Raw genomic sequence first — 17,904 nt, forward strand, 5'->3', positions numbered from 1 at the left:
TGCGCGATGGCGGAGCCTGCCTTGTCTGGATCTGATGCCGGATCGGCCGTGCGCCTGCGCGGCGTCAGCAAGACCTATGACAGCGGCGTGACGGCGCTCGGGCCGCTCGATCTCGATGTCAGGCGCGGCGAGTTCGTCTCGCTGCTCGGCCCCTCCGGCTGCGGCAAATCCACTGCGCTGCGGCTGATTGCCGGCCTCGCCACGCCGAGCGCCGGCACCGTCGAGCTTACCCATCACGGCGCCGCGGGCCGCGGCAGCCATCCGATCGGCTTCGTGTTTCAGGAGCCGACCCTGATGCCGTGGGCCACGGTGCGCGAGAATGTCCGTCTGCCGCTGAAGCTCGCCCGGCTGCCTGCGACCGACGCCGATGCGCGCATCGAGGCCGCACTGGACCAGGTCGGGCTTGCGGAGTTCGCGACCGCCTATCCGCGCGAATTGTCCGGCGGCATGAAGATGCGGGTGTCGCTGGCACGCGCGCTGGTCACCGATCCAGATATCCTGTTGATGGACGAGCCGTTCGCGGCGCTCGACGAGATCACGCGCTTTCGCCTCAACAACGACCTGCTGTCGCTGTGGCGCAACTTGCACAAGACCGTCATCTTCGTGACGCACTCGGTGTTCGAGTCGGTCTATCTCTCCGAGCGCGTGATCGTGATGACGGCGCGCCCGGGTCGGATCGGCGCCGAGTTTCGCATCACCTCGCCGGAGCCGCGCGGCGAGGAGTTCCGCACCTCGGCCGAATATGCCGCGTTCTGCCGCGAGGTCTCGGGCGCGCTGGCGCCGTCCTATGCTGGGCAGGCCGGCGCATGAAGTCTCCGCGGGATCTCGTGCGCTTTCTGTTGCCGGTTGCGGTGCTTGCCGCGGGCCTCGTGCTCTGGGAAGCGATCGTCCGCGCCTATGGCATCCAGCCCTATGTGCTGCCGAGCCCGCTTCTGGTGCTGAAGACACTGGTTGCCGACTGGCCGGTGCTGTTGCAATCGCTCGGGGTCACGCTGTTGACGACGCTCGAAGGCTTCGTTGCCGCCGCGGTCGGCGGCGTCGTGCTGGCGCTGTTGTTCAACCAGTCGAAATGGCTGGAATATTCGCTGTTTCCCTATGCCGTGGTGCTGCAGGTGACGCCCGTGATCGCGATCGCGCCGCTGCTCTTGATCTATCTGCAGCAGCAAACCGCCGTGATCGTCTGCGCCTGGATCGTGGCGTTCTTTCCGGTGCTGTCGAACACCACGCTTGGTCTCAGCTCGGTCGATCGCAACCTCGCCGGATTGTTTCAACTTTATGGCGCCTCGAAGCTGCAGACATTGCTGTTCCTGAAGCTGCCCGCCGCGCTGCCCTACATCCTCGGCGGCCTGCGCATTGCTGGCGGGCTGTCGCTGATCGGCGCCGTGGTCGCGGAGATCGCGGCCGGCAGCGCCGGCGCCGGCTCGGGCCTTGCCTTCCGGATCGCTGAATCAGGCTACCGGCTGAATATTCCCCGCATGTTCGCAGCACTTCTGCTGCTATCGCTCGCCGGGATTGTCATCTATGGGGTGCTGGCGCTAGTTTCGCACCTCTTGTTGCGCCGTTGGCATGAAAGCGCGTTAGGAAAGGACAATTGATGGCCCCGATTTCTTCCGAAAAGATCGATCTCCTGATCTATGGACCGATCCGGCCAATCCTCGAAAACGGCTTTTCCGACCAGTATGTGCTGCACCGGGCCGAGAGCCGCGGCGACCTCGAGCGCCTGACGCCCGATACCATGGCCAAGATCCGCGGCATCGCCGTCACCTATCACACGATGGCGACCGACAAGACGGCGATGGCGATGTTTCCCAAGCTCGAGATCGTCGGCAGCTTCGGCGTCGGCTACGACCATGTCGATTCCGCCTACGCGCGCGATCACAATATCGTGGTCACCCACACGCCCGACGTGCTGACCGAGGAAGTCGCCGACGTCGCGATGGGCCTGTTGATCTCGACGCTGCGCGAATTCGTCAAGGCCGACCGCTATGTGCGCTCCGGCCTGTGGCAGACCCAGAATTATCCGCTCAGCGTCGGCTCGCTGCGCGACCGCAAGATCGGCATCGTCGGCATGGGCCGGATCGGCCAGGCGATCGGGCGGCGGCTCGAGGCCTCGCGGGTGCCGGTGTCCTATCACTCGCGCAATCCGTCCAAGGACGTCGCCTACAAGCACTATCCTGATCTGATCGAGATGGCGAAGGCGGTTGACACGCTGATTGTCATCGTGCCGGGCGGCGCCTCGACCGCGAAGATGATCAACGCCGACGTCTTGAAGGCGCTCGGCCCGCGCGGCGTGCTGATCAATGTCGCGCGCGGCTCCGTGGTCGACGAGCCGGCGCTGGTCGCGGCGCTGAAATCCGGCACCATCCTGGCCGCCGGCCTCGACGTGTTCGCGGCCGAGCCGAATGTGCCGGACGAATTGAAGGCGATGCAGAACGTCGTGCTGCTGCCGCATATCGGTTCGGCTTCGGTGGTGACGCGCAACGCGATGGACCAGCTCGTGGTCGACAACATCAAGAACTGGTTCGCCGGCAAGCCGCCGCTGACGCCGGTTGCCGAAACGCCCGTCAAGGATCGCTGATGTCCTTGTCCCGCTGCAACGTCGTCCTGCTTGTGCTGCTGGCCGCATGCGGTCCGGCAGTCGCGCAGGACGTCAAGACGTTGCAGAAGGACATGATCGGGCAGTGGGAGCTCGCCACCACCGAGCGCAGCAAGACCTGCGTCGTGACGCTGAAGAGCGACGCGACGCCGCAAGGCTTCAAGCTCGAGCTCGAGCCGGCCTGCGCCGCCGCGCTGCCCTTCACCAAGGACGTCGCGGGCTGGAGCATCAAGGGCCTCGGCGACATCGTGCGGCTGCACAACGCCGCCGGCGAGGCGGTGATCGATTTCACCGAGGTCGAGACCGGCATCTTCGAAGGCATGCGCACCAACGAGGGCGTCTACATCCTGCAGAATCTCGCGGCCGCCCGCTCGCTCGCGAAGTCGATGGACCAGATGATCGGCGACTGGTCGATGGTTCGCGGCAACGGCCAGGTGATCTGTGCCCTGGTGCTGACCAACACCGAGGCCGGCAACGACAATTTCCAGGTGTTCGTCAAAGGCAAATGCGACCCGGCGGTCGCGGCCTTCAACCCGACGCTGTGGCGGCTCGATCACGGCCAGATGATCCTGATGTCGCCCAAGGGCGAGACCTGGCAGTTCGAGGCCGACGACAACGCCCAGTGGCGCCGCGTCCCCGACAGCGCCGACCCGCTGATCATGCTGCGGGAGCAATAGGGGCAGCGCGCGTCTGAACCTCCCCTTGAAAAAGGGAGGTCGCTTTGCTCGTAGAGCAAAGCGGGTGGGGATCGGCTCTATCCGCTTGCAGCTGTGTCTGCGGCTGACCCCCATCCCGACCTTCCCCCTTTCAGGGGGAAGGAGAAGGGCACCGAGTCCAGGTGTTCTCTTTCGCCCAGAAATAATTCCCTCCCCCATGTCGATCCTGCCCGCCACGGATCGTCGTTCCCCATAGCGAGCCGATTTCACCGTGATTTTCCCGCGGCTTGCCGCAAACAGGAGCAGTTTCATGCGCTTTATGTCGATCGTCACCTCGTCCCAGCCGCAGCAGCAGCCGACTCCGGAACTGCTGGAGGCCATGCACAGGCTTGCCGACCGCGAGATCAAGGCCGGCCGCATGATCGACAATGCCGGCCTGATGCCGCTCACCACCGGCGCGCAGGTTCGGGTTGCCGACGGCAAGCTCAGCGTCGTCGACGGCCCGTTCATCGAGGCCAAGGAAGTGATCGGCGGCTACGCCATCTCCGAGTTGCGCAGCAAGGAGGAAGCCGTCGCGCTCGCGGTCGAGTTCATGCAGCTGCACAAGGACCACATGCCGGGCTGGGAGGGCACCTGCGAGGTCCGCGCCTTCGCCGGCTTTGCCGGCCAGTGTCCCGAGTAGGCGAGAGGAGGACGCCCGATGCGCTTCATGTACGTCCTGGTGGCCGAGAAGCCGATGCTGCCCAATCCTGCGCTGAGGGAGGCGATCGGCAAGCTCGCCGAACGCGAGGTCGCGGCCGGCCGCATGCTCGATACCGGCGCGCTGTTGCCGCGCACCGCGGGCGCGGAGGTGAAGATCAAGGACCGCAAGCTCACCGTCACCGACGGCCCCTTCATGGAGGCCAAGGAGGTGGTCGGCGGCTATGCCGTGTTCGAGCTGAAGGACAAGGAGGAGGCGGTGGCGCGCGCCGTCGAGTTCATGCAGCTTCATCTCGACCATATGCCGGATTGGGAACTGTCATGCGAGGTTCGTCCCTTCATGGACTGTTGACCGTCGCCTCGGTCGCCTGCCGGTGGCCGCCGTGACCGACGACGTCAAGCGCACCATCCTCGGTGTCTGGCGCATCGAGCAGCCGCGGCTGATCACCAGCCTGTCGCGGATGCTGCGCGATGTGCCGCTCGCCGAGGATCTGACCCAGGAGGCCCTGATCGCCGCGCTCGAGCACTGGCCGCTCACCGGCGTGCCGGAAAAGCCCGGCGCCTGGCTGATGGCAACCGCCAAGCGGCGGGCGCTCGATCAGATCAGGCGCAACCGTATGCTGACCGAAAAGCACGGCATGCTGGCGCATGATCTGGCGCGGGAGCAGGACACCATGCCCGATTTCGATTCCGCGCTCGACGACGATATCGGCGACGAATTGCTGCGGCTGATCTTCACCGCCTGCCATCCGCTTCTGTCGCGCGAGGCGCGCGCCGCGCTGGCGCTGCGGATGATCTGCGGCCTCACCACCGAGGAGATCGCGCGCGCCTTCCTGCAAGCGGAGGCGACCATCGCCCAGCGCATCGTGCGCGCCAAGCGCACGCTGTCGGAATCCGGCCTCGCCTATGAGACGCCGCGCGGCGGGGAGCTGTCCGAGCGGCTCGCCTCGGTGCTCGAGGTCGTCTATTTGATCTTCAACGAGGGCTATACCGCAGCAAGCGGCGACGAATGGCTGCGGCCGCAGCTCTGCAACGAGGCGCTGCGCATGGGGCGCGTGCTGAGCTCGATCGCGCCATCGGAACCGGAGGTGCACGGGCTGCTGGCGCTGATGGAGTTCAACGCCTCGCGGATGGCGGCGCGCACCGATGCGGCCGGCGAGCCGATCCTGCTGATGGAGCAGAACCGGGCGCTGTGGGACCGCCTGCAGATCCGCCGCGGCCAGCTCGCGCTGGCGCGCGCCCGCGAGCTCGGCGGCGCCGGCGGCTTCTATGTGCTGCAGGCCGCGATCGCCGCCTGCCACGCCGAGGCTGGTACGCCCGAGGTGACCGACTGGGGCCGCATCGCCGCGCTCTACGGCGATCTCGCCGAGCTGCTGGATTCGCCGGTGATCGAGCTCAACCGCGCGGTTGCGATCGGCATGGCCGAGGGGCCGCAGGCGGCGCTTGCGATCGTCGATGGTCTCGCGGATGAACCGGCGCTGCAGTCCTATCATCTGCTGCCAAGCGTGCGCGGCGATCTGTTGCACCGGCTGAGCCGGTTCGCCGAGGCGCACGCTGCGTTCGAGGCCGCCGCCGCATTGGCCGGCAATGCGCGCGAGCGCGAGTTTCTCAAGCGGCGTGCTGCGGTCGCGGCGCGCGCTGCGCAGGAACAGGGCCGTCACTGACGGCTCCGCGAATTCGACTCAAATCTCTGGCAGGTTCGGCCCAAGATGTACTGAATTGGGAGCGACCATGACAAAGCCATCCGTGCTGGCGATCGGGCTCGACCCCACCTTCGTCGATCTGTCCGTCATGCCGCAGTTCACGCCCGAACTCGTCCGCAGCTATATCGACGCGCAGATCGAAGGCCTGCGGATGCTGGGCTACGACGTCGAGAGCTGCCTGATCGATACAGGCGAGACGGCGGAAGCGGTGACGGCGGCGGCCCTCAACGCGCCGCTATGATTGCGTCGTGATCGGCGCCGGGCTGCGCGAACCGGCGGAGCGGCTGCTGCTGTTCGAGACGATCCTCAATTTGGTGCACCGGCTCGCCCCCGGTGCCCCGGTCTGCTTCAACACCACCCCGGCCGACACCGCTGCCGCCGTGCAGCGTTGGGTCAGGCCTTAGCCTGCCACCCGGGCCGACGGGCTGCGAAGGGGCGGCGCGTGTTGCCAGCCCCAACCGATCTATGACAACATTCAACGTTCTGAATTGTCATGGTTTTTGGACCCCTATGCCGCGCCGGAAATTTGCCTGGGAAGAGCTGTCGGATGAGCAATTGCTCGAGCAACGTCTCAGCAGTCTGCGGGTTGGAGTTGAGGACACCTGGCTCGCGGATTGCGTCGCCACCCTGCATGAGGAGATGGAGGAGCGCGGCCTCAGGCTACGGCCGCACACCTGGATATCGAGCGAATGGTTCAGCCCGGCGGATGTGCCTGGTATCGCGATTCCCTTCTATCTCGCCCATCCCCGGCTGATGAAGCTCGAGAAGAAGATGATGCTCGACGTCGAGGGTGGCACCTGGTCCGAGTGCATGGCGATTCTCCGTCATGAGGCCGGCCACGCCGTGCAGCACGGCTATCAGCTGCAGCGTCGCCGGCGCTGGCAGCAGCTGTTCGGTCCGTCGTCGAAGCATTATCCGCGCTACTACCGGCCCAATCCGGCCAGCCGGAATTATGTCCAGCATCTCCGGTTGTGGTACGCGCAGAGCCATCCGGACGAGGATTTCGCCGAGACCTTTGCGGTGTGGCTGCGGCCGCGGTCGAACTGGCGGACGCGCTATGCCGGCTGGCCGGCGCTGCGGAAGCTCGAATATGTCGACGAGCTGATGGGCGAGATTGCCGGCAAGCGGCCGCCGCTGATGACGCGCGAACGCGTCGACCCGCTGCATACGCTGAAGCAGACGCTCGGCGAGCATTACAAGAAGAAGCAGGCGTTCTACGCCTTCACGCCGCCGAAGACTTACGACCGCGATCTGTCCAAGCTGTTCTCGGCCGATCCGCGCCATCACCGGCATCCGCCGGCGGCGTCCTTCATCAGGCGGCACCGCGCCCAGGTCAGGCAGCTGGTCGCGCGCTGGACCGGTGAGAACCAATTGACGCTCGATGCCGTGCTTGACAACATGATCTCGCGCTGCCGCGAGCTCAATCTGCGTGCTGTCGGCCCCGAGCAGAAGCTCGTGACCAACTTCATCATTCTGCTGACCGCCAAGACCATGCACGCGCTGTTCGGCCCCTCGCGCCGGAAATGGATCGCGCTATGAAACACCTTCGCATTCTGGTGCTGATGCATCCCGATTGTGTGCCGCCTGATTCCAGCGATGGATACTCCGCGCGGGAAATCAACGAATGGAAAACCGAGTACGACGTCGTGAGTACCCTGCGCGCGGCCGGCCACGAGGTGCGTCCGCTCGGCGTGCAGGAGGAGATCAAGCCGGTGCGCGACGAGATCGAGGGCTTCAAGCCGCACATCGTGTTCACCCTGCTGGAGGAGTTCCACTACGACGTCGTCTACGACCAGCACATCGCGAGCTATCTCGAACTGATGAAGATCGCCTATACCGGGTGCAATCCACGCGGCCTGATCCTGGCGCGCGGCAAGGATCTGTCCAAGACGCTGGTGCATCATCGCCGGATCCCGGTGCCCGCTTTCGCGGTGTTCCCGATGCGCCGCAAGGTCAAGCGGCCGCCGCGTCTCGAGTTGCCGTTGATCGTCAAGAGCCTGAGCAGCGATGGCTCGCTCGGCATCTCGCAGGCATCCATCGTCGATACCGACGAGAAGCTCGCGGAGCGCGTCGCCTTCATCCATGAGCGGATCGGCACCGCCGCGATCGCCGAGCAGTTCATCGAGGGACGCGAGCTCTATGTCGGCGTGATCGGCAACAACAGGCTGCGGGTGCTGCCGGTGTGGGAGCTGAAGTTCGGCAGCATGGGCGGCCCCGCCGCGCGGCAGATCGCCACCGAAAAGGTCAAGCACGACACCAGCTATCAGGAGCGGGTCGGAATCGTGGATGGGCCGGCCGAGGATTTGACGCCGGAATTATCCGCGCACATCCAGCGGCTGGCGAAACGCATCTACCGCACCCTGGGGCTCGACGGCTATGCGCGCATCGACTTCCGTCTGTCCACCAACGGGGTGCCGTATTTCATCGAAGCCAATCCGAATCCCGAAATCGCCAAGAGCCAGGAGTTCGCGACCGCCGCGGGCCATGACGGACTGAATTATCCGGATCTGCTGCATCGCATCGTGACGCTCGGAATCAACCGCGCCAAGGCCGGCGTGTCGTTGGGTTGAGGGGAGCTTTAGGTTTCTTGTTCTGACGCGTTTTCTTCACGCGAACCGGTGCCCACTTCGCTCGAAAACGCTTTAGAGACTGCGCTGCATCGAATGGCGTCGCGGATCCCTGGGGATGAACATCGCAAACGTTTCCCTAACGCGCGCCGCCGGCGTGGCGTTGGCGGCCGTCGCGGAAACGGCGGCCGCCGTGGCACGAAACTCATCCGGTTCCGGCCATCGCCGGGCAAGGATTTCGTTTACCGAAGCCGGCATCGAGCCGCCGTCGCTGCGGCAGGCGTCCTCAACGTACAAAACAGCAAGAAAAATCGATACGACAACAAGGATCGTCCTGAAAATCGGCATTGTGATTGCGCCTTCTTGATTGAGGCGAACAATGCCCGGCGACGGTGAACCGCGCGTTTAGCGCTGCGGCCGATCGGCCGATACGGTTCCCAACTGATGAACGGGCTTCAGGTAAACGGCTCGCTTACCAATGCCTTCAAGGTTGCGGCAACCAGCTTTCCTCACCGGCGGGAAAGAACTCTCTGGCATTGAGGGAGCAAGAAAAAGACTGAGGAGGCACCATGTTCGTCGCCATTCGAGTCATGATCCTGATCGCCAGTGCATACGCCGGCTCGGCCGTTGCAGAGATGCAGTTCGCGCCGCTGCCGAGCCTTGCGGCGTCGTCGGCGCCGTAGCGCCGGCAAGCCACGCAACGCCGCGGCGTCATGCTGGATTCGGCGTCGCCGCGCCAACCCCGATGGCGCGGGCTGCGTTCTCCGTCATCCGGGTCGCGGTCAGGCGCAGGAAATACAGCGACAGTCCCGGATTGCGCTCGCACAGCTTTCGCAGCGCGCCGTCGCTGATCCACAGCAGATCCACGTCGGTCGCTGCGATCGCCGTCTGCGTGCGGCGGCGCTCGAGCGAGAACAGTCCGATCTCGCCGAACAATTCACCGGCCGAGACGCCGCGATCGATCTCGGGAAACCTGACCTCGCCGGACACGACCATGTAGAGCAGGTCCGCGGCGTCGCCCTTCCGGAAGATCGTTTCTCCCGCCTTGACGTGTTTCGGCCGCATGAACGGTTGCAGCCAGTTCGGAGAAAGGTCCGTCGCTGCAGCACGCTTCGCTTTCCGAAGCAGCCGAACCATCTGGAACAGCAATACCACGTTCAGCGGCAGCAGAATGATATGCAGGAAGAGCACCGGGTAGATCCGGTCGCCCAATCCATAGCTGATGAATGCCAGATTGCTGAATATCGCGACAGCGCGCAGGCTCAACATCGTGCTCATGCAGAACGTCAGCAACACAAGCGCCGACGCCAGATAACCCAGGCCATCGATGAATGTCATGATAGCACTCACTGAAAAATGAATTGCAAGCAAACCGATCTGAAAACGGCGAGCAACATACACCGATGAGTTGATTTCCCTCAGCGGAAATCTGGCTGGCGCGCGCTTGCGGCGGTGCACCCGTCGTGACGCGGCCCAGTTCGACGCCCGCGCGGGCCTTGACGAGCGAAGCTACGATATCGGCGGTTCCAGCGCGGAACGTTGCCGCTATCCACATTGGAACTTCGGCGCTTTCCGGAGCTTGACGGAAGGTAGTGACGTTGGGATCCGCGATGTTCCGCCCGTTTTCCGCTGCACGTTTTGCCATTGCAGTTCTGCTTGCGCCGGTCGCGCCGGCGATGGCCGCCGGACTCGATGCCGCCGCGATCAATGACGCGGCCGCGCCTTCGGCAAAATTGCCTGACCGTCACCAGGTCAGCGCTTCCATCGTCAGGCTCGAGATCCTGCTCGACCGCGCGCATTTCTCTCCCGGCGAGATCGATGGCAAGCTTGGCGAGAACGCGCAGAAGGCGCTCGCGGCGTTTGCCAAGGTGAATGGATTATCCTTCGACAAGGCGGTGACGGCGGATATCTGGGACAGGCTCGCCGCTGCCAGCGAAGGTGCCGCAATCGTCACCTACACGATCGCCGATGCCGACGTGAAAGGCCCGTTCCTGACGAAGCTGCCTGCAAAGATGGAAAGCATGAAGAGCCTGCCGGCGCTGAACTACACCAGTCCGCGGGAAGCGCTCGCCGAGAAATTCCACATGAGTGAGACGCTGTTGCAAGCGCTCAATCCCGGACGAAAGTTCGACAGGGCCGGCGAGACCATTGCGGTTGCGAATGTGCTCGGCGTCGCGAGCCCGGTGCCGGTCGCGCGCGTGGAGGTCGACAAGACGCGACAGACGCTCAGCACATTCGATGCCGCGGGGAAGCTCGTCGCCGTCTATCCTGCAACGGTCGGCAGCGCGGAGAAGCCGACGCCGAGCGGCACGCTGAAGGTGACGGCGGTCAACAAGGACCCGACCTATCGTTACAATCCGAAATACAAGTTCAAGGGCGTCAAATCGAGCAAGCCGTTCACGATCAGGCCCGGCCCGAACAATCCGGTTGGCGCGGTGTGGATCAACCTGTCGGCGGAAGGCTATGGCATCCACGGCACGCCAGATCCCGGCAAGGTCTCCAAGGCGGAGTCGCATGGCTGCGTCCGGCTTACCAACTGGGACGCGCAGCGCGTCGCGGCCGGCGTCGCGAAGGGGACGCCGGTCAGCTTCGTGGACGGCACGCGCTAGCGTGATCGGCGCGGAGCCGGCGCGGGATTGGATCTACGTCGGACGTTTGCGGCACAGCGAGCATCGCGCTACGGGTTCGGCGGAGGGCATGGCATCGTCCAGCAACAGAAAGTGCACGCAGCCTTCGACCGCTTGCGACGAACGGGCAAATTGCTCGGCGAGCTCGAGAATGATGGCGCGCTTGTCCGGCTCCATGATGCAGTAGAACGCCAATGCGAGCCTCAGTGCGTCCTTGTCGTCGGGGCGGCCGAGCATTCAATCGTCCGCTGGCGTCGTTGCTTGATGAGCGGTGAAGGTCACCTTCGACAGCACCTCGATCGTCGCCGATGCCTTCTCGAATGCCGTGATGAAATCCTGGCGCGACACCCACAGTCTTTCGAGCAGCCCTTGCCGGGACCCAGCGGCAGCGTGCCGCTCGATCAGCTCTTCGATCGCGACCGTGATTTCGAGGATCGTGCCGATCTGACGCCGCACCGCCCGGCAGGCTGAAAGGGCGGCAGCGGGGTCTGCTTTCGATTGGCGTCCTGATGCTTCGCTTTCCCCGACGTCACCGATGCGATTGCGGAACTGCTGGAGGTCGATGATGCGTCCCATTCAGAGTGGACCTCGCTGGCAACGGAGCATAACGCCACGGCAATGCTCTGCATCGGCCTATATCCCGAACGCCGGGTCGCAATCGATTTCAAGAGAAAGGCTCGAAGCCGTTCGCAGAATCGGAAACACCGTCGCAAGCTTAATCGCTCGCCTGCGCAATTCACCTCGTAACTTTACTAGTTTTGAACCCGTCACGCGGTTGGTGTTGCTGCTAGAGCAAGTTCAGACGAATGGCGATGGTCGCGGCGTGCACCTTGTTCGTCGCATTCAGCTTGCGCGTTGCGTTGCGCAGATGGAATTCAACTGTTCTGGCGCTTCTGCCTATAGTTGCTGCGGTTTCTGCAGCGGTCTTGCCAGCGCTGACCCATCTCAAGCACTCCCGTTCCTTGTCGGTGAGCTCGATTTCTCCACCTCCGCTGCCGGTAACGGTCACGGCGTTTCGAGTGGGGGCCGGTTCTTTCTGAGCCTCGGACGATTGCGAGGCCTGCCCGGCTTCGGGCGTGCGAAACTCGGTAATGTCGGTCACGCAGCCGATCGCGCGGCGGTGATGGCTGGAGGAATCCCGGATCAGACAGGCGACCGAGCGGAGCCAGCGGATCTCTCCGGACGGACGCACAATCCTGAACTCGACCCGGTAGTGTTCATTTTTCGCCAGCAGCTCAGATACTTCGGCGTCATCGATTCTTGTCGCGATCTCCAGATCGTCGGGATGAATATAGGGTTTGAAGGCTTCGATCGAAGTGATCGGGTGTGTCGCCTGAGCCAGGCCCAAGATCTCGTACCAGCGCTCGTTGCAGAACAGAATGTCGGCATCGATATCGTAGTCCCAGAGGCCGACACCCATCGCCTTGAACGAGAGCGAGAGGCGCTCATACTCGAGTTGATCGATTGCGCTTCCCTTGGTCGGCTTCCGCATTGTGCTTGGCCTCAACGCTCCGTTGACCTGCGAATGCACTCTTGCGCTTCTTCTCGTCGTGGCTCGAGCCGGCATCGACTCGTCGCGATTTGGCTGACTTGCAAATCGATTTGCAAGTGCCGAGTGGCCGGCATCGCGAGTTGGTGCCACCGACATCGACAGGTTTGCACAAGGTGCGTCCCCGATGCGCCGGTCAAGCGATCGGACGCGTTGCAGAGATAAGAGCCAGATGGGGCTCTGACCCCCAGCCTTCATCAGGAAGATTTCGGATCGTTTCCGCGCAGCCGCCAACGCCCGGTTTGGCGAGCACCTCAACAGCCGGCGCAACCCCGCAAGGCAGAAGTGATGATTTCACGCTCTGGCATGGGAAACTTTGGTATGCCAGTATCTCGCGTAAACCCGCGGGAGGTCAGCATGCGAACAAGAAGAACGAACATGATGGGAGCGCTTTGCGCCCTCGCAATGGTTGCGAGCGCACACGCGGCGGTCAAGGAGGAGCCGGTCACCTACACCGACGGCGAGACCACGATGAAGGGCTTCGTGGTCTATGACGACGCCACCCAGGCCAAGCGGCCCGGCATCGTTATGGTGCATGAATGGTGGGGCATCACCAAGCATATTCACGACGAGGCGCGGAAGTTCGCGGAGCAGGGCTACGTCGCGTTCATCGCGGATATGTACGGCGACGCCAAGACCGCCGACAACCCGAAGGACGCCGGCGCGCTGGCGGGGTCGGTGATGAAGGACCCGAAGGTGATGGAACAGCGCTTCAACGCCGCGCGCGAGCAACTCGCCAAGCAGGCCGCGGTCAATCCGCAGCGGATCGGCGCCGTTGGTTACTGCTTCGGCGGCGCGGTGGTGCTGAACATGGCGCGCACCGGCGCCGATCTCGCCGCCGTCGCGGGCTTCCACGCCTCGCTCGGTCTCAACACCCCCGCTCCGGCGCCGGGTACCGTCAAGGCGAAGATCCTGATCCTGAACGGCGCCGACGACCCGTTCGTGAAGCGCGAGCAGTATGATGCGCTGAAGAAGGATTTCGACGCCGCGAAGGCCGACTATCGGATCGTCGAGTATCCCGGCGCGGTGCACGCGTTCACCAACCCGGAAGCCACCGAGCTCGGCAAGAAGTTCAATCTGCCGCTCAGATACGACGCCAAGGCCGATCAGGAAGCGAAGGCCGAAGCGGCCAGGCTGTTTGCCGCAAACCTCAAGAAATAAGCAAAAGGGCCACCACCGCGGTGGCCCTTTTCATCCGTGGCCGGGTTAGTTGCGGAGGAGCGCCTCGCGCCGGCACGCTCGCGCCTTGAAGCCATGCGGAGGACGCAGCCGGCCGCGCGGACGCTGGCCGGCTCGCACGGTTGCCATGCGCTGCCGCCCGGCCGATGATGCGCAAAACGGATCTAATCCGATCGAGAGGGAGCGAATGCGCGGGCGCCGTGTGCTGATGGAATCGTTCGTGTCGCACGGCGTGCGCCACATCTTCGGCAATCCCGGCACGACGGAAACGCCGTTGCTTGACAGCCTGCCGGCATTTCCGCAACTCGACTACATCATGGCGCTGCACGAAGGCGTCGCCGTCAGCGCCGCCAGCTTTTACGCGCAGGCATCGGGACGCGTTACCGTCGCCAATCTGCACGTCGCGCCCGGCCTCGGCAACGGCATCGGCTCGCTTTACGGCGCGCTGAAGGCAGGTTCGCCCGTGGTCGCAACGGCCGGCCAGCAGGACACGCGGATGCGGCTCAACAATCCGCTGCTCGGCCATGACCTCGTCGCGATGGCGGCACCGGTGACCAAGTGGAGCGTGCAGATCGAGCGTGCCGACGAGATCGCGCCGATCATGCGCCGGGCCTTCAAGGTGGCGACCGATGCGCCGCAAGGGCCGGTGTTCGTGTCGCTGCCGATCGACGTCCTGGAGCAGGAGACCGCGGTGGATGCGTCGGCGCCGGATCGTCTGTGGCGCGCGACGCGCCCCGATCCGGTCGGCATCGACGCACTGGTCGCGCTGCTCCTCAAGGCGAACAATCCGGCCATCATCGCCGGCGACGACGTGGCGCGATCGGGCGGCGAGCAGGCGCTGGTGGCGCTTGTGGAGGCGATCGGCGCCACCGTGTGGTTCGAAGGGCTGCGCCATCACGCGCCGTTCCCGACCAGCCATCCGAGCTATCGGCAGTCGCTCCCGGGCGACGCCCGGCAGGTGCGCAAGGCGCTCGGCGAGACCGATCTCGTGCTGCTGGTCGGCGGTCCCTTCTTCGAGGATATCTGGTTTGCGCCCGGCGGCCACATTCCCGACGGTGCGTCCCTGCTGCAGATCGAGGCTTCGGCCGAACGTCTTGCGCTCAACAACCGGCTCGATGCCGGCATCGTCGGCGACATCGCGATCAGCATCAGTGCATTGACGGACGCGTTGCACGCCAAGGCTGGCGCGGACTTCAAGCAAGCCGCACAAAATCGCAATGCGCGGCTTGGCGAAGTGCAGGCGAAAGAAAAGGAAGCCTATCGCGCGCGGGTCGAGAAGAGCTGGAATCGCGAACCGAGTTCGATGCCGCGCGTCACCGCGGAACTGCGCCGCGGCCTGCCCGACAATGTCGTGATCGTCGATGAAAGCATCACGGCGAGCCTCGATCTCGCGCGCGCCTTCGACTATCGCGGCTTCGGTGATTATTTCGGCGGTCGTGGCGGCGGCATCGGCCAGGGCCTGGCCGGTGCGATCGGCGTCAAGGTCGCGATGCCGGATCGTCCGGTCGTCGCCATTTCCGGCGACGGCTCGGCGATGTATGCGATTCAGGCGCTGTGGACCGCCGCGCACCACAGGCTTGCGATCGTGTTCGTCGTGCTGGCGAACCGCGAATACCGCATCCTCAAGCACAATGTGGACGTCTGGCGGCAGAATTTCGAAGCCGGCACCCAGCATCCCTATCAGAACATGGATATCACCGGCCCCGCGCTCGACTTCGTGCATCTCGCGGCCGGCATGGGCGTCGAGGCCGTGAGGGTCGAGAAGGCCGACGACATCGCCGGCACCGTCGCAAAGGCCGTGGCGGCTCAGCGGCCGTATCTCGTCGAGATCGCGATCGAAGGCAAGCGCTGATCACCGGAGCAGTTTCATGACAGGCATTCTGGACGGCAAGGCGGCATTGGTGACCGGCGGCGGCTCGGGCATCGGCCGGGCAACTGCGATTGCGATGGCGCGCGAAGGCGCGCGTGTGGCGGTCTCCGACCTCTCGAAGGACGGCATCGACGAGACGGTCGCGTTGATCAATGCCGCCGGCGGCCAGTCGATCGCGATCCGGGGCGACGTCACCGACGAGGCCGATGTCGCGAACATGGTGGCGCGCACGGTGTCGGCATTCGGCCGCATCGATTGTGCGTTCAACAATGCCGGCGTCGCAGGGCGCTCCGTCGGCCCGCCGGGCCAGCGCATTCATGAACTGACGCAGTCCTCGGTCGCGAAGATGTTCTCGGTGAACCTGATGGGCGTGTTCCTGTGCCTCAAATACGAGGTCGCACAGATGCTCAAGCAGGGCGGAGGCGGCGCCATCGTCAACACGGCCTCGATCGCAGGCCTGGTCGGCCTCGCCACCTCGGGCCATTATGTCGCGACCAAGCACGGTGTCGTCGGGCTGACAAAGTCTGCTGCGATCGAATATGCCCAGGACGGCATCCGCGTGAATTGCGTCAATCCCGGATACATCAAGACGCCGATGACCAAGGAGACGATGGACGAGCGTTACGACGAGATCATCGCCAAGGTGCCGATGCGTCGCCTCGGCGTACCCGAGGAGATCGCCGAAGCCGTGGTCTGGATGTGCTCGGACAAGGCGTCCTTCATGACCGGCGCATCGCATGTGGTGGACGGCGGCTACAGCGCCGCCTGATGATCTGAAGGGCGTCGATGAGAAGCGCGATGGGGGCCGTCGCGGCGTAATCGCGGCAGCCGCAAACGCGACGCAATTCGGTCGTCGGTGGTCGGGGAAAATTCTGTCAGCGTGGTTCTCAAGAATGAGACGGCATCACCTGGACGACTTCGTCATTCGACCAGCGACCGAGGCGGACGCAGCATCCATTGCTGAAATACATACTGCAAGCTGGCGCGATGCGTATGCGCACATCCTCGCGCCGGATTTCCTGAGCGGCAGCATCGAAACAGACCGGCTCGCCGTCTGGTCGCAGCGGCTCCGTGACGGCTCTCCAACGCAACTGGTCAACGTCGTCCTTTCCCCGGCTGGGCAGGCGCAGGCGTTTGTCTGTGGCTATTGTGATTTTGACCCGGTTTGGGGAAGTCTTGTGGACAATCTTCACGTTCGTCCCGACGCGCGTGGTCGAGGGATAGGTGACCGGCTTTTTCGTGCTGTCGCCGGCGAACTGTCGGCAAAAGCTTCCGGCTCCGGCTTGCACCTGTGGGTGTTCGAGGCAAATGTGGCGGGCCTTCGCTTCTACGAACGGCTCGGCGGTCGTGTCGTCGAAAGCGCCAGGTCTGAGATTCCAGCGGCGGGCGGAAAGGCTGTCTTGCGGGTACACTGGCCAACCATCGTGCAGATTGGCTGAACGAGACGTGACAGCTTCTGCTCCCGGCTCAAAAGCAGCCATCCCGGCGATGCCAGCTTGCGACCCTTCGGGAGATCGCGTGACGACCGGCAAGATCGTCCCGGCTGCATGGCTCCATGCACGCGCAGTCAGGCCACCGGAGAACTGCGCGCTCAACGTTTCGGGTTGCGCCCGCGAATATGGTCAAAGCCTTGCTTGATGGCGGCGAAGCGCGCGTCGACCAACGGCTCGAATTCGAGGTCAGTGAAAATATATGGCCAGTCGTTCTCGACGCCTTCGCGGACGAGTTCACCGACATAGAAGGGATCGATGCCCTGAGCGACCCGTTCCCGGACCTGATTGATCCGCTCGGCAAGCGGGCCCGACGTCGGCATGGCACGGACCGCCCCCTCGAAGCGCTTGGGCAGGTTGCGCCCTGAGTTTATGATTTGAGTGCGGATGAATCCGGGACAGAGCACCGATACGCCGATCCCGCGGGGGGCGAGTTCAGGCCGCAGTCCCTCGGACAGCGCGACCACACCGTACTTTGAAACGTTGTAGGCCGTGCTTCCCCCTGAAATGAGACCGGCGAGCGAGGCTGTGGAGACGATGTGTCCACCCTCACCATGCTGCTCGATCAGCGGCCCGAAAATCTCGATCCCCCAAATCGTCGCCATCAGGTTGACGCCCAGGGTCCAATTCCACGACGCGTCGGTCCAGGTGCCATAGGGCCCGCCGCCGCCGACGCCGGCGTTGTTGACCAGGATATGCACCTTGCCGTAGCGGGCGGTCGTGGCTTCGGCGGCGGCCACGAGTTCGGCCTTCAGCGAGACGTCCGCCTTCACGCCGTCGACATCGACGTTGGTACGCCTCAGTTGCTCGAGCGCGGCGGACAGCGCCGCGTCTTCAATGTCGCACAGCATGACTTTCACCCCCGCCTGGGCGAGCGCGGTCGCGATCCCCAGTCCGATGCCTGACGCGGCACCGGTGACGAACGCGGTCTTTCCAGCGAGGTCCTTCACGCGCATTCTCCCCGTGCA

General features: G+C 64.3%; 20 protein-coding genes and 1 pseudogene. 16 read left to right on the plus strand and 5 right to left on the minus strand.

The window, feature by feature from the left end:
• Positions 1-6 precede the first annotated feature (6 nt).
• The 11 genes and pseudogenes from BRSPCE3_RS11285 to BRSPCE3_RS11335 all read left to right on the plus strand — a co-directional run bounded on the left by BRSPCE3_RS11285 (position 7) and on the right by BRSPCE3_RS11335 (position 8,588).
• Positions 7-810: an ABC transporter ATP-binding protein gene (locus BRSPCE3_RS11285; RefSeq protein ID WP_244065893.1), complete on the plus strand. Its 804-nt coding sequence runs from the start codon at positions 7-9 to the stop codon at positions 808-810.
• Positions 807-1,595: an ABC transporter permease gene (locus BRSPCE3_RS11290; RefSeq protein WP_244065894.1), complete on the plus strand. Its 789-nt coding sequence runs from the start codon at positions 807-809 to the stop codon at positions 1,593-1,595. The genes BRSPCE3_RS11285 and BRSPCE3_RS11290 overlap by 4 nt, the downstream gene beginning before the upstream one ends.
• A complete protein-coding gene (locus BRSPCE3_RS11295; protein WP_244065895.1) occupies positions 1,595-2,578 on the plus strand; it encodes a 2-hydroxyacid dehydrogenase in 984 nt (327 codons plus the stop codon). Before BRSPCE3_RS11290 ends, BRSPCE3_RS11295 begins: the two co-directional genes overlap by 1 nt.
• Positions 2,578-3,273, plus strand: coding sequence for an AprI/Inh family metalloprotease inhibitor (locus BRSPCE3_RS11300; RefSeq protein WP_244065896.1), 696 nt, complete (start codon positions 2,578-2,580; stop codon positions 3,271-3,273). The genes BRSPCE3_RS11295 and BRSPCE3_RS11300 overlap by 1 nt, the downstream gene beginning before the upstream one ends.
• A gap of 289 nt (positions 3,274-3,562) precedes the next feature.
• Positions 3,563-3,934 (plus strand): YciI family protein, encoded by a 372-nt coding sequence (locus BRSPCE3_RS11305; RefSeq protein WP_244065897.1) that lies wholly within the window; start codon positions 3,563-3,565, stop codon positions 3,932-3,934.
• An 18-nt stretch (positions 3,935-3,952) separates the two neighbouring features.
• Complete coding sequence (locus tag BRSPCE3_RS11310) at positions 3,953-4,303, plus strand: YciI family protein (RefSeq protein ID WP_244065898.1); 351 nt, start codon at positions 3,953-3,955, stop codon at positions 4,301-4,303.
• A gap of 31 nt (positions 4,304-4,334) precedes the next feature.
• Positions 4,335-5,615: an RNA polymerase sigma factor gene (locus BRSPCE3_RS11315; protein ID WP_244065899.1), complete on the plus strand. Its 1,281-nt coding sequence runs from the start codon at positions 4,335-4,337 to the stop codon at positions 5,613-5,615.
• 67 nt (positions 5,616-5,682) lie between these two features.
• A pseudogene (locus BRSPCE3_RS11320) lies at positions 5,683-6,058 on the plus strand (hypothetical protein).
• A 151-nt stretch (positions 6,059-6,209) separates the two neighbouring features.
• Complete coding sequence (locus tag BRSPCE3_RS11325; protein ID WP_244065900.1) at positions 6,210-7,193, plus strand: putative zinc-binding metallopeptidase; 984 nt, start codon at positions 6,210-6,212, stop codon at positions 7,191-7,193.
• Entirely contained in the window at positions 7,190-8,224 is a 1,035-nt protein-coding gene (locus BRSPCE3_RS11330) for an ATP-grasp domain-containing protein (protein WP_244065901.1), read from the plus strand. Before BRSPCE3_RS11325 ends, BRSPCE3_RS11330 begins: the two co-directional genes overlap by 4 nt.
• A gap of 115 nt (positions 8,225-8,339) precedes the next feature.
• A complete protein-coding gene (locus BRSPCE3_RS11335) occupies positions 8,340-8,588 on the plus strand; it encodes a hypothetical protein (protein WP_244065902.1) in 249 nt (82 codons plus the stop codon).
• A gap of 344 nt (positions 8,589-8,932) precedes the next feature.
• Here the strand turns inward: BRSPCE3_RS11335 and BRSPCE3_RS11340 are convergent, their stop codons facing one another.
• Positions 8,933-9,679 carry a Crp/Fnr family transcriptional regulator gene (locus tag BRSPCE3_RS11340; RefSeq protein ID WP_244065903.1) on the minus strand — a complete coding sequence of 249 codons (747 nt, stop codon included), beginning with the start codon at positions 9,677-9,679 and terminating at the stop codon, positions 8,933-8,935.
• A 152-nt stretch (positions 9,680-9,831) separates the two neighbouring features.
• Between BRSPCE3_RS11340 and BRSPCE3_RS11345 the strand changes: the two genes are divergently transcribed.
• Positions 9,832-10,830 carry a L,D-transpeptidase family protein gene (locus BRSPCE3_RS11345; protein WP_244065904.1) on the plus strand — a complete coding sequence of 333 codons (999 nt, stop codon included), beginning with the start codon at positions 9,832-9,834 and terminating at the stop codon, positions 10,828-10,830.
• Between the two features lie 33 nt (positions 10,831-10,863).
• On the opposite strand, the gene BRSPCE3_RS11350 is transcribed toward BRSPCE3_RS11345, so the two are convergent.
• From BRSPCE3_RS11350 to BRSPCE3_RS11360, 3 genes are all read right to left on the minus strand, one after another.
• Complete coding sequence (locus tag BRSPCE3_RS11350) at positions 10,864-11,085, minus strand: hypothetical protein (RefSeq protein ID WP_244065905.1); 222 nt, start codon at positions 11,083-11,085, stop codon at positions 10,864-10,866.
• Positions 11,086-11,424: a hypothetical protein gene (locus tag BRSPCE3_RS11355; protein ID WP_244065906.1), complete on the minus strand. Its 339-nt coding sequence runs from the start codon at positions 11,422-11,424 to the stop codon at positions 11,086-11,088. It lies immediately after the preceding gene.
• Between the two features lie 211 nt (positions 11,425-11,635).
• Positions 11,636-12,340 carry a helix-turn-helix domain-containing protein gene (locus BRSPCE3_RS11360; protein ID WP_244065907.1) on the minus strand — a complete coding sequence of 235 codons (705 nt, stop codon included), beginning with the start codon at positions 12,338-12,340 and terminating at the stop codon, positions 11,636-11,638.
• 435 nt (positions 12,341-12,775) lie between these two features.
• On the opposite strand from BRSPCE3_RS11360, the gene BRSPCE3_RS11365 reads away from it, so the two are divergent.
• From BRSPCE3_RS11365 to BRSPCE3_RS11380, 4 genes are all read left to right on the plus strand, one after another.
• Positions 12,776-13,558, plus strand: coding sequence for a dienelactone hydrolase family protein (locus tag BRSPCE3_RS11365; RefSeq protein ID WP_244065908.1), 783 nt, complete (start codon positions 12,776-12,778; stop codon positions 13,556-13,558).
• A gap of 145 nt (positions 13,559-13,703) precedes the next feature.
• Positions 13,704-15,428 carry a thiamine pyrophosphate-binding protein gene (locus BRSPCE3_RS11370; RefSeq protein ID WP_244065909.1) on the plus strand — a complete coding sequence of 575 codons (1,725 nt, stop codon included), beginning with the start codon at positions 13,704-13,706 and terminating at the stop codon, positions 15,426-15,428.
• Positions 15,429-15,444: 16 nt separating this feature from the next.
• On the plus strand, positions 15,445-16,215 hold the full coding sequence (locus BRSPCE3_RS11375; RefSeq protein ID WP_244065910.1) for an SDR family NAD(P)-dependent oxidoreductase: 771 nt from the start codon (positions 15,445-15,447) through the stop codon (positions 16,213-16,215).
• A 124-nt stretch (positions 16,216-16,339) separates the two neighbouring features.
• Complete coding sequence (locus BRSPCE3_RS11380; protein ID WP_244065911.1) at positions 16,340-16,885, plus strand: GNAT family N-acetyltransferase; 546 nt, start codon at positions 16,340-16,342, stop codon at positions 16,883-16,885.
• A 152-nt stretch (positions 16,886-17,037) separates the two neighbouring features.
• Here the strand turns inward: BRSPCE3_RS11380 and BRSPCE3_RS11385 are convergent, their stop codons facing one another.
• Positions 17,038-17,886, minus strand: a complete 849-nt coding sequence (locus BRSPCE3_RS11385; RefSeq protein WP_244065912.1) for an SDR family NAD(P)-dependent oxidoreductase — start codon at positions 17,884-17,886, stop codon at positions 17,038-17,040.
• Positions 17,887-17,904: the final 18 nt, after the last annotated feature.

The organism is Bradyrhizobium sp. Ce-3 (assembly GCF_022835695.1).
Taxonomy (GTDB): domain Bacteria; phylum Pseudomonadota; class Alphaproteobacteria; order Rhizobiales; family Xanthobacteraceae; genus Bradyrhizobium.

What these genes read in the sequence shown, in the direction of transcription:
- BRSPCE3_RS11285 (WP_244065893.1), top strand. Translation starts at nt 7, where the DNA reads ATGGCGGAGCCTGCCTTGTCTGGATCTGATGCCGGATCGGCCGTGCGC.
- BRSPCE3_RS11300 (WP_244065896.1), top strand. Translation starts at nt 2,578, where the DNA reads ATGTCCTTGTCCCGCTGCAACGTCGTCCTGCTTGTGCTGCTGGCCGCA.
- BRSPCE3_RS11345 (WP_244065904.1), top strand. Translation starts at nt 9,832, where the DNA reads ATGTTCCGCCCGTTTTCCGCTGCACGTTTTGCCATTGCAGTTCTGCTT.
- BRSPCE3_RS11335 (WP_244065902.1), top strand. Translation starts at nt 8,340, where the DNA reads ATGAACATCGCAAACGTTTCCCTAACGCGCGCCGCCGGCGTGGCGTTG.
- BRSPCE3_RS11295 (WP_244065895.1), top strand. Translation starts at nt 1,595, where the DNA reads ATGGCCCCGATTTCTTCCGAAAAGATCGATCTCCTGATCTATGGACCG.
- BRSPCE3_RS11355 (WP_244065906.1), bottom strand. Translation starts at nt 11,424, where the DNA reads ATGGGACGCATCATCGACCTCCAGCAGTTCCGCAATCGCATCGGTGAC.
- BRSPCE3_RS11365 (WP_244065908.1), top strand. Translation starts at nt 12,776, where the DNA reads ATGATGGGAGCGCTTTGCGCCCTCGCAATGGTTGCGAGCGCACACGCG.
- BRSPCE3_RS11330 (WP_244065901.1), top strand. Translation starts at nt 7,190, where the DNA reads ATGAAACACCTTCGCATTCTGGTGCTGATGCATCCCGATTGTGTGCCG.
- BRSPCE3_RS11290 (WP_244065894.1), top strand. Translation starts at nt 807, where the DNA reads ATGAAGTCTCCGCGGGATCTCGTGCGCTTTCTGTTGCCGGTTGCGGTG.
- BRSPCE3_RS11380 (WP_244065911.1), top strand. Translation starts at nt 16,340, where the DNA reads ATGAGACGGCATCACCTGGACGACTTCGTCATTCGACCAGCGACCGAG.
- BRSPCE3_RS11375 (WP_244065910.1), top strand. Translation starts at nt 15,445, where the DNA reads ATGACAGGCATTCTGGACGGCAAGGCGGCATTGGTGACCGGCGGCGGC.
- BRSPCE3_RS11370 (WP_244065909.1), top strand. Translation starts at nt 13,704, where the DNA reads ATGCGCTGCCGCCCGGCCGATGATGCGCAAAACGGATCTAATCCGATC.
- BRSPCE3_RS11305 (WP_244065897.1), top strand. Translation starts at nt 3,563, where the DNA reads ATGCGCTTTATGTCGATCGTCACCTCGTCCCAGCCGCAGCAGCAGCCG.
- BRSPCE3_RS11360 (WP_244065907.1), bottom strand. Translation starts at nt 12,340, where the DNA reads ATGCGGAAGCCGACCAAGGGAAGCGCAATCGATCAACTCGAGTATGAG.
- BRSPCE3_RS11350 (WP_244065905.1), bottom strand. Translation starts at nt 11,085, where the DNA reads ATGCTCGGCCGCCCCGACGACAAGGACGCACTGAGGCTCGCATTGGCG.
- BRSPCE3_RS11310 (WP_244065898.1), top strand. Translation starts at nt 3,953, where the DNA reads ATGCGCTTCATGTACGTCCTGGTGGCCGAGAAGCCGATGCTGCCCAAT.